The sequence below is a fragment of the Vibrio splendidus 12E03 genome, assembly GCF_000272105.2.
In the GTDB taxonomy this organism is placed as follows: domain Bacteria; phylum Pseudomonadota; class Gammaproteobacteria; order Enterobacterales; family Vibrionaceae; genus Vibrio; species Vibrio splendidus_I.
Window position 1 is genome coordinate 1 of the sequence record NZ_AJZD02000160.1, and the last position, 8545, is coordinate 8545.

Annotated in this window: 6 protein-coding genes; 4 read left to right on the top strand and 2 right to left on the bottom strand. The window is 44.9% G+C overall.

Features of this window, described 5'->3' with window-relative positions; genetic code table 11:
• Nucleotides 1–900 precede the first annotated feature (900 nt).
• From A142_RS11410 to nspC, 3 genes are all read left to right on the top strand, one after another.
• Complete coding sequence (locus tag A142_RS11410; RefSeq protein WP_029405311.1) at nt 901–3840, top strand: pyridoxal phosphate-dependent class III aminotransferase; 2940 nt, start codon at nt 901–903, stop codon at nt 3838–3840.
• 8 nt (nt 3841–3848) lie between these two features.
• Nucleotides 3849–5099, top strand: a complete 1251-nt coding sequence (locus A142_RS11415) for a carboxynorspermidine synthase (protein WP_019820628.1) — start codon at nt 3849–3851, stop codon at nt 5097–5099.
• A 171-nt stretch (nt 5100–5270) separates the two neighbouring features.
• Nucleotides 5271–6404, top strand: a complete 1134-nt coding sequence (gene nspC / locus A142_RS11420) for a carboxynorspermidine decarboxylase (RefSeq protein ID WP_019820629.1) — start codon at nt 5271–5273, stop codon at nt 6402–6404.
• Nucleotides 6405–6478: 74 nt separating this feature from the next.
• Here the strand turns inward: nspC and A142_RS11425 are convergent, their stop codons facing one another.
• Together A142_RS11425 and A142_RS11430 are read right to left on the bottom strand one after the other, a co-directional pair.
• Nucleotides 6479–6991 carry a glycine cleavage system protein R gene (locus tag A142_RS11425; protein WP_019820630.1) on the bottom strand — a complete coding sequence of 171 codons (513 nt, stop codon included), beginning with the start codon at nt 6989–6991 and terminating at the stop codon, nt 6479–6481.
• A gap of 254 nt (nt 6992–7245) precedes the next feature.
• Nucleotides 7246–8154 carry a DUF3943 domain-containing protein gene (locus A142_RS11430; protein ID WP_019820632.1) on the bottom strand — a complete coding sequence of 303 codons (909 nt, stop codon included), beginning with the start codon at nt 8152–8154 and terminating at the stop codon, nt 7246–7248.
• Nucleotides 8155–8364: 210 nt separating this feature from the next.
• On the opposite strand from A142_RS11430, the gene A142_RS11435 reads away from it, so the two are divergent.
• On the top strand, nt 8365–8545 hold a 181-nt coding region (locus A142_RS11435), incomplete at its 3' end, for a molybdopterin-binding protein (protein WP_019820633.1).

Consider the following 8545-nt stretch of genomic DNA (forward strand, 5'->3'; position numbering starts at 1 on the left):
GGTTCGAACCCGATGTATCGCTCCAAATTAAAAAGCCCGAACAGAAATGTTCGGGCTTTTTGGTTTCGGGCGTTCAGCTTTTTCGTATCTGTACTTTTGTTGTTTGAATCCGCACTCAAAATTCACTTCTATTTTTATTTAAAAATTTCGCAATTAAGTTCGTTTAGAACAGTTAGCTTTTAAAAGCGAGATCCCCTATGAACTCGTTCCTCGTACTAGGGAATGACGGAAAGGTACAATGGCTCAAAGCTTCTCTAGCAACGTTTATAACCCCACGTCGTCATCCTCGGGCGCGAGGAACTAGCGAACCGGGGATCTCTTTCTTAAACGATAGTGCTGACGATATTTTCAGCAATTGCTTAGCCACCACTGCTATTTATCAGGCTATTATTAAAAACTATTGATCGTTCATTTCACTTTATGTTACTTTCCTGCGCAATCTCGGAATGAACAATGTTTAAGAAGAGCAACGATTGCTTCTGGGGGATACGCGTAGTGACCATTCTTGCTGATTGGGACATTACGTAGGGTAGGTATTGGCTAGTCCTTTAGCTGATAGACGGGATACTTATGGCGCAGTTCGCCATGTTAATGGGAAACCCAACATTGAACACACTAATTACAACATTGCTAATCAGCTCTGCATTTCCAAAGGGATCAGCTCCTCATAGCTGCCCGATCCTGCAAAAATGTCCAATTCTTCAAAACAGTAGCATTACTGAACCTTGAGCTCACGCTAACAATTTATCGCTGTCTTAAGACGGCTTAATTTCGTATTCGTCATTTGACTTATGCGAGCGTACAGCTATATCTCATTTCTAGACAATACGCGTGCTTCACTATGAACTCTCTCCAAATTTAACGAGAGTTGGTGGGTAATTGCGTCTGATGGAGGTGAGTATGAACACATTCAAGGGGACTTTTATGACTACCGCCTTTGAAGTCGATATCAATACTATCGCAAATTCATTTTCAACTATGGTTCCTATCTTAGAGGGAACGTACGACCTAACACCTGACGCTATTTTGCTAGAGCAAGAACAGCATGAGTCGGATGTTCGTTCTTACCCAAGACGCCTGCCTATTGCTATTAAACGAGCATGTGGCGCTTTAGTTGAAGATACTCGTGGCCAACTGTTTCTCGATTGCTTAGCCGGTGCAGGTACACTTTCTTTGGGTTATAACCACCCTGAGATTAACCAAGCACTTAAAGACCAGCTCGATTCTGGTTTGCCATACCAAACACTTGATATCACGACTCAAGCAAAAGAGACGTTTATCAAGCGAGTTAAAGCTTTTCTCCCTCAAGACTTTTCAAAGAATTCAGTTCTTCAATTCTGTGGCCCATCTGGTGCTGATGCTGTGGAAGCGGCGATCAAGCTAGCTAAGCAAACCACAGGTCGCAACACCATGTTTGCGTTCCGTGGTGCTTACCATGGCATGACTAACGGCACCATGGGTATGATGGGTAACCTAGGTACTAAAGAACGTCGTAGCGGTTTGATGTCTGACGTACATTTCATGCCTTTCCCATACAACCTCCGTTGCCCCTTTGGCATTGGCGGTGAAGCGGGTGCTAACGCAAGCATTCGCTATATCGAACGCATGTTGAACGATGACGAGTCTGGCATCATGAAGCCGGCTGCGATGATCGTTGAGCCTGTGCAAGGAGAGGGCGGTGTGATTCCGGCTCCTGCTTCTTGGTTACAAGGCCTACGTCGTATTTGTGATGAACACGGCATTCTACTGATTTTTGATGAAATCCAGTGTGGTGTCGGCAAAACAGGTCATCGATTCGCGTTTGAAGAGTCAGGCGTTAACCCTGATATCTTATGTTTGTCTAAAGCGATAGGTGGTGGACTGCCAATGTCGCTGCTTGTATTCGATAAGAGCATCGATACTTGGAAAGCGGGTGAGCATACCGGCACTTTCCGCGGTAACCAACTGGCTATGGTGTCTGGTGCGAAAGCGTTAGAAATCATCGAGCGAGACGGTTTGGTTGAGCACGCGAACATTGCAGGCCAATACTTGCGTCATGGGTTGGAGAAGATTCAATCTCGCGTTAACTGTATTGCTGAAGTTCGTGGTAAAGGTCTAATGCTTGGCGCTGAGATCAAGCAACCAAGCGGCGAACTTAACAAATTTGGTGAACCGAAATCAGACGGTGAACTCACCCTAGCGATTCAACGCGCAGCACTAGAGCGTGGTTTGATGGTCGAGAAGGGCGGTCGTGATGGTTCTGTGATTCGCTTCCTACCACCGATGATTATCTCTTTTGAGCAGATTGACTTTGCATTGCGCGTCATGGAAGAAGCGATCATCGCAGCAGGTGGTGGTTTACAAAAAGACCCAGCTTCAAGCGAACAAGCAAACCAAGAATGGAACAAGCATTTCATCCAGACAGGTTTAGGCGGTAGCGACGAATTCGCTAACGTGATGAACCAAACCACTCAAGCGATGAAAGCGGTTTTTGAGCAAGTTGAAACGCCATACTCAGGTCTAGAACCTAAAGTACTAGAGGCCGCTATCAAAGCTGTCGACCTCGATAACAATCAACACGCTTTGGTTGATGTTGTAGATAGCACTGCAGACCTTGTCGCTGCAAACTCCATCTTTGTGCAACACCCAGACTGTATTGCACACCTCCACACTCCTCCTCTTATGGCTTCGGTAGCGGCGGAATCAATCATCGCGGCGTTGAATCAATCAATGGATTCATGGGACCAAGCGTCTGCTGCGACTTATGTTGAGCAGCGAGTGGTTGATTGGATGTGTGACAAGTACCAACTTGGCGACCAAGCGGACGGTGTTTTCACTAGTGGCGGCACGCAAAGTAACCTAATGGGATTATTGCTAGCAAGAGACTGGATTGCTGATAAACACGATGGTCACTCAATCCAAAAGCTGGGTTTACCAGATTACGCGAGCAAGCTTCGTATCTTGTGCTCAAACAAATCTCATTTCACGGTTCAAAAGTCCGCTTCACTACTTGGCTTAGGCGAGAGCGCGGTGTGTTGTGTTGAAACAAACGCTAATGGCACCATCAAACCTGATTTATTAGATGCAGAAGTCAAAGCACTTAAAGCTCAAGGTCTGATTCCTTTTGCCGTAGTTGGTACGGCAGGTACTACTGATCACGGTGCTATCGATGACCTTGATGCGATTGCTGACATCGCAAGCCAGCAAGGTCTTTGGTTTCATGTCGACAGTGCTTACGGTGGCGCGCTTATCTTAAGCAGCCATAAAGCTCGTTTACAAGGCATCGAGAAAGCGGACTCTGTAAGTGTCGATTTCCATAAGCTTTTTTATCAAACAATCAGCTGTGGTGCGGTGTTGTTGAAAGACAAAGCGAACTTTAAGTACCTTCTGCATCACGCAGATTACCTAAACCGCGAACACGATGAGCTGCCGAACTTAGTCGACAAGTCTATCGCGACCACCAAGCGTTTTGATGCATTGAAAGTCTTCATGACTATGCAAAGTGTTGGTCCAAAGCAGTTGGGCGATATGTACGACCATCTTCTTGAGCAAACACTAGAAGTGGCAGACCTGATTCAAAACCAAGCTGACTTAGAGCTACTCGCGGAGCCTTCACTATCAACAGTGCTGTTCCGATCTAAGCCGTCAGCAAACGGCGAGCTAGATTTAGACAAACTTAATCAAACGCTAAGACTGGAAGCGCTGACTCGTGGCGTTGCAGTATTGGGTGAAACGGTCGTGGATGGTAAGAGTGCGCTTAAATTCACTATCTTGAATCCGTGCCTAAAGACATCAGATTTCAAATCTCTAATTAACAAAATTCAAACTCTAGCCACTGAGCTAGCAGAACAACAAGGGTAATTAATACTATGGCTATTCTACAAATTGGTGCAGGCGGCGTTGGTTGGGTTGTTGCACATAAAGCAGCACAAAATAACGAAGTACTGGGTGATATCACAATCGCTTCTCGCACAATCGCGAAGTGTGAAAAAATCATCGAATCGATTAAAGGTAAAAACAACCTTAAAGATTCAACTAAAAAACTAGAAGCTCGCGCAGTAAACGCTGACGATGTTGATGCACTTGTTACTCTGATTAACGAAGTGAAACCAGACCTAGTAATCAACGCTGGTCCTCCTTGGGTAAACATGGCGATCATGGAAGCGTGTTACCAAGCAAAAGTATCTTACCTAGATACATCGGTAGCGGTTGACCTATGTTCTGAAGGCCAACAAGTACCACAAGCTTACGATTGGCAGTGGGGTTACCGTGAGAAGTTTGCTGAAGCAGGCATCACAGGTATTCTTGGTGCGGGTTTCGATCCAGGTGTGGTTTCAGTATTTGCAGCGCACGCGGTTAAGCACTTGTTCGATGAAATCGATACGATCGACGTAATGGACGTAAACGCAGGCGATCATGGTAAGAAGTTTGCGACAAACTTTGACCCAGAAACGAACATGCTTGAGATCCAAGGCGATTCTTTCTACTGGGAAAATGAAGAGTGGAAACAAGTACCTTGCCACTCTCGTATGCTTGAGTTTGATTTCCCTAACTGTGGTTCTCACAAAGTTTACTCAATGGCGCACGATGAAGTTCGTTCAATGAAGGAATTCATCCCAGCTAAGCGTATCGAATTCTGGATGGGCTTTGGTGATGCTTACCTGAACTACTTCAACTGCATGCGTGATATCGGTCTTCTGAGCCCAGATCCGCTAACACTGCACGATGGCACTGTTGTTCAACCTCTACATGTTCTTAAAGCTCTATTGCCAGATCCAACGTCTTTGGCTCCGGGTTACACAGGTTTAACGTGTATCGGTACTTGGGTTCAAGGTAAGAAAGATGGCAAAGAGCGCAGCGTATTCATCTACAATAACGCAGACCACGAAGTGGCTTACGAAGACGTAGAACACCAAGCGATCTCTTACACAACCGGTGTTCCTGCAATTACTGCTGCACTTCAGTTCTTCCGTGGTGAATGGGCTGATAAAGGCGTGTTCAACATGGAACAGCTAAACCCAGACCCGTTCCTAGCAACCATGCCTGAAATCGGTCTAGACTGGCACGTTCAAGAGCTAGAACCTGGGCAAGGTCTACCTCTAATCCATACTTTGAAGTAATTTTGGCTCTTTGCCCTCGTTGCGTTGCCCTAGCGACAAGGTCACAGCTCTGCAAATTCAATTCAAAGTCATATGAATGACGAGAACGTATAACTACAAGCCGATGCTGTTGCGTCGGCTTTGTTCGATTATCATGTGCCTTCGTGAGCTCGAGGGCCGCAAGGTATTAACATGCAAAACAACGAACTAAAAACGCCTTACTTCATGATCAACGAAGACAAGTTGATTGCGAATCTAGAGAAAGCGAAGCAGCTGAAAGAGATTTCAGGTGTGAAGCTAGTATTGGCACTGAAGTGTTTCTCTACATGGGGTGTGTTTGACATCATCAAGCCTTACCTCGATGGCACGACAAGCTCTGGCCCGTACGAAGTAAAACTTGGTCATGAAACCTTTGGCGGTGAAACGCACGCTTACAGTGTGGGTTACAGCGAAGATGACGTGAGAGAAGTTGCGGATATTTGCGACAAGATGATCTTCAACTCGCAAAGCCAATTCGAAGCTTACCGTCATATTGTTGAAGGTAAAGCCTCGCTGGGTTTACGTCTAAATCCGGGCGTAAGCTACGCAGGACAAGACTTAGCAAACCCTGCGCGTCAATTCTCGCGTTTGGGCGTACAAGCTGACCATATCAAGCCTGAAATCTTTGATGAGATTAATGGCGTGATGTTCCACATGAACTGTGAGAACAAAGACGTCGATGCCTTTATTGGTTTGCTTGATTCAATCTCAGAACAGTTTGGGGATCACCTAGATAAGTTAGATTGGGTGAGCATGGGCGGCGGCGTGTTCTTCACATGGCCGGGCTACGACATCGAGAAACTTGGTCTTGCGCTAAAAGCCTTCTCTGAAAAACACGGCGTGCAAATGTACCTTGAACCGGGTGAAGCTATCATCACTAAAACGACAGATTTAGTTGTGACAGTGGTTGATATTGTTGAGAACGTGAAGAAAACGGCGATTGTGGATTCAGCTACCGAGGCGCACCGCCTTGACACGCTTATCTACAACGAGCCTGCATCGGTATTGGAAGCGTCTGAAAACGGAAGTCATGACTACGTGATTGGTTCGTGTTCATGTCTGGCGGGCGATCAGTTTTGTGAAACAAGCTTTGACGAGCCGCTGAAAATAGGTCAAAAGCTTCACCTATTGGATAGTGCAGGTTACACCATGGTGAAACTGAACTGGTTCAACGGCCTGAAGATGCCATCAATCTACTGCGAGCGCAGCAATGGCGACGTTCAGAAGCTAAATGAATTCGGCTATGAAGACTTCAAACGTTCATTGTCACAATGGTCAGTTAAGTAACTGAATCATAAGTTCAGAGCAATAAAAAGAGCAGCCGATGAGCTGCTCTTTTTTTGTGCTTCATTGCTATTCATTTAGCTTTCAATCATCACTCGAGTGTCTTCACTGAGTGTTTCGAGTTCATTAACTACATCATCGATTTGAACTTCGATTGGCAGCTTAACCGCTATTTTTGAAGTGAATAGGCTTGAGCTTACACCGCCGCCGCCCGCAATGAAGACTCGGTGGCAGTCCATATCTAGAATGCTGATCCCTTGTCTATCTAATACATGTGTCACTTCATTGACGATACCTGCTCGGTCGTTAGAATCGAGTCTTAGGTGATGGATTGTGTCTTGGACATTATGCGTATGATCTGAATCGACAAACTGTACGATGAGATCTGGATTGGCGCTGAAAGCCTCTTTAACAATCGATTCGTTGATGGCTGGAAGTTGAACCTTGAGTACGCCTGCGACTTGGTCTTCAATAAAGTTCACTTTACTGATGAGCCATTTTCCGTCGTTTTCGTGAGTAACCGCAGCAAGCTGTTTGATTGTTGTTGGTGATGCTTTTCCGATAAAGTTTACGATAAATGTACTGTTCATATCAGCCCCCAAAGTTTCAATGATTTGTTGCGAATTAAATGTTTGATATCACGCGATAAAGTTCTTTAATTTCAGTGTAGAAGGTTACATCGAACAATGTTTGACCTACGTCAATTTTTGAAACTAAGCTGTGATGCAAAAAAAGAGAATGAAGAGTAGGGCACAAAAAAAAGCGGCTAGAGAGCCGCTTTTTGGATGAGTTGTCGTTTTTATTGGGAATGCAGTAACTTAAAACTTAGAGACTGAAAGCTGACTTAGAACGTTACTTTAAAGTTCATACCAACAAATTGAGAATCGTATCGTGCACCAGCATCATAGGCGAATCGTGCTGCGTCTTGGTTATCCCACCAAGGGTTAGTATTCAGATTAACTTCTGCGTCACCGCCCCATGCATCACTTACCCAGTAGTGGATGTGACCAACAGGGTTTAGGAAGAATAGAGACACATCACCCATAGTTTGAGATCCCATCACTTCGCCACCTGAAGCAACGATGTCTTGCTCTGCTTCTAGCATCATTTCACCGACAACCGCACCGAAGAAAGGAGTGATAAAGAGATCTTGCCATGAAGGTACTTCAGCAAACGCTTCTACGCCGTATTCCCAGAAGAACGTCGACATAGTCCAAGAGTATAAGAAAGACTCAAACTCATCGTAACCTGCGTGTCGAGCTGCAGTGTAGTAAACACCACCAAAATATGGGTGCATCACGTAGTTTAGGAAGTGTTCGTCACGGTCCCATACTGGGCCATCAGACACGTTATCTTTCCACTTTTTACCTAATGAGCTGATATCACGTTGGTCATCATCCCACTTAGTGATACTTTCAGGTAGGAGAGTCATCAAACCCACCGTCGCGACACTCAGGCCAAGAATGGTGTAGGTTTGACCCATTAGGTAATCCCAATCCTTCTCCTGACTCACCAACAGGTGTTTTGGTTGTTGGATTGAGAAGTCGTACTCATCACTTGATTCGCTCAGTGCGTAATTGGTACTAGGCTTGTAGGTGTACAAGCTATCATTAACACAGTAATCTTGAGCACATTCATCCGAATAAGAAAGGTTGATTGGCTGGTCGAAGTCGTATTGGCTTGCAACCGAGTTAACTGATATTAGCATTGTAAATGCAGCAGTAACCTTTGCTAGTAACGGTGATTTGGCCACAAGGGTCTCCATGAGAAAGTTTGGAATTGATCAGGGTCACAATTATCTATTAAATGCCTGATTTAGGGAACTAATAATTTATAGCTTTTCCTAAGAAAACCTTAGGTTTAACATTATTAATATTAGTGAAAAGGCGAATTGCTCCAAATTCAACCATAGACCAGTTTGTAAATAATGCAGTGTCTTTTTATGACAACAAGGGATAGAAATATGACGAAAATCGCAATGTTAAGTACAGGTGAAGAAGTTCTTCATGGAGACATTGTAGATACAAACGCAGCTTGGATGTCTGGTGAGTTTTATCAGCATGGTTTTGCTCTTGCTAAGCGCTCAACTGTGGGTGATCAAATGAATGCTCTTGTTGAAGAACTGTTGATGCTGAGCTTTAACT

Bases quoted from the DNA above. Each gene is read 5' to 3' on its own strand.
- A142_RS11410 (WP_029405311.1), top strand. From the start codon at position 901: ATGAACACATTCAAGGGGACTTTTATGACTACCGCCTTTGAAGTCGAT.
- nspC (WP_019820629.1), top strand. From the start codon at position 5,271: ATGCAAAACAACGAACTAAAAACGCCTTACTTCATGATCAACGAAGAC.
- A142_RS11415 (WP_019820628.1), top strand. From the start codon at position 3,849: ATGGCTATTCTACAAATTGGTGCAGGCGGCGTTGGTTGGGTTGTTGCA.
- A142_RS11425 (WP_019820630.1), bottom strand. From the start codon at position 6,991: ATGAACAGTACATTTATCGTAAACTTTATCGGAAAAGCATCACCAACA.